At 76.9% G+C, this 1,617-nt stretch carries 1 protein-coding gene; it reads right to left on the reverse strand.

The window, feature by feature from the left end:
- Nucleotides 1-449: 449 nt before the first annotated feature.
- The gene (locus HGA02_RS18745) at nucleotides 450-1,505 is read right to left on the reverse strand and encodes a beta-propeller fold lactonase family protein (protein ID WP_168680843.1); all 1,056 of its coding nucleotides are present in this window, start codon (nucleotides 1,503-1,505) and stop codon (nucleotides 450-452) included.
- Between the last annotated feature and the right edge of the window lie 112 nt (nucleotides 1,506-1,617).

Here is a 1,617-nt window from a genome sequence, read left to right on the forward strand (position 1 = left end):
ATCGCCGCGAGGGCGGCGGTGAGCGGGGACCGCGGTGGGCCGGAGCGGGCGCCGGTGCGCGTGGCGCCGAGCGGGTGGGCGGGAGTCCTGCGGGTGCGCAGGGTCGGACGGGCACGCAGCACGGTCACTCCTTCGTGACACCACGGCCGGGCCCCTGACCGGCCGGAGGCCGCGGCCCCTGCCGTCGACGGGCTCCCTCGCCCGCCCGGCATCGCGTACGCCCGCGGCTGGCCTCAGTCGACCACAAAGACTTACAGGGCAGTAAGTGCAGAAGGTCACGATTCGGTCACGACGCCGCGCCGCTCCGCGCGCCCGCAGCGGCCACGGCAGGACCACCTCGCCCTCCCCCGCCACCCACCCGGCAGGCGGGAAGAGTGGTCAAGCAGGAGGAGGGGGCAGGCAGGACGAGTGGTCAAGCAGCAGGAGGAGGGGGCGGGCAGGACGAGTGGTCAGGCGGGGAGGACGCAGGTGGGCGACGGGAGATCGAGGGTCGAGACGACCTCGCCCGACGCGGCCAGCACCACCAGGCGGTGCGCGCGCTCCAGGGCGACGACGACCCACGGGCCGACGACCGCGAAGTGGCGCGGCCAGTGCCCGCCGAGCGGGTGCGAGCGGCCGTCGGACAGCTTCCCGTCCTGCCCGATCGAGTACCGCGTGAGGACGTCGGCGCCGCGGACCGTGACGAGCACGTCGTCGCCGTCCACGGCCAGGTGCGAGGGCAGCGAACCCGCCGGGTGGCGCACCGGGTCCGTCCGGCCGGCGTCGTCGCCGGTCGCCGCGCCGACGACCGCGGGAACCGTCTGCTTCGCGGTGCCGGTCGCGGTCTCGGGGTCCCACGTCAGGACGTGGACCTGCACGTCGAGCTCCCCGGCGACGTACGCGGTGCGGCCGTCCGCGGCGAAGCCCACGTGCCGCGGGCCGGTCCCGGGCGGCAGGGTCGCGGCGATCCCGTCGGGCTCGACGCCCCCGTCGACGACGCGGTAGCGGCGCAGCTCGTCGGTCCCGAGGTCCGCGACGAGGAGGTGCCGCCCGCCCGGCGCGAGGATCGCGTAGTGCGCGTGGGTGCCCTCCTGCCGGTCCGTCACGGGTCCGCTGCCCTCGTGGCCGTAGGTGGCCGGCGCGGTGCCGTCGGCGGACGGCTCGGCCGCGAGCAGCCCGAGGTGCCCGGACCCGTAGTTGGCGACGGCGACGAGACCCTCGACGTCCGTCGACACGTGGCACGGGTACGCGCCGCCGGACGCCCGACGCGACCGCTCGGTCAGCCCGCCGTCCTCGTCGACCGCGAGCGTGACCACCTCGCCGTCCTCGACCTCCAGCGCCGCGTGCAGCGTGCGCCCGTCGGGCGAGGCCGCGACGAACGACGGCGACGGCAGCGTGACCACGAGCGACGCGTCGCCGAGCGCACCGGTCGCGTCGTCGAGCGTCACCCGCCAGATGCCCTCGCCGAGCCCCACGGGGGTGCCGGCGCCTGCCGCGGGGTACGTGCCGATCCAGAGCTGGGTCACGGCCGTCGAGCCTAGACCGGGCCGCGGCACCGCACCCGACGACGTCCGTGCCCGAGCGGCGGCGACGCGGACGGCCGGTCGGCGGCCTCGTCAGGCGAGGGCGGAGGCAGCG

Origin of the sequence: Cellulomonas septica, assembly GCF_012396155.1 — a bacterium.
Taxonomy (GTDB): Bacteria; Actinomycetota; Actinomycetes; order Actinomycetales; family Cellulomonadaceae; genus Cellulomonas; species Cellulomonas septica.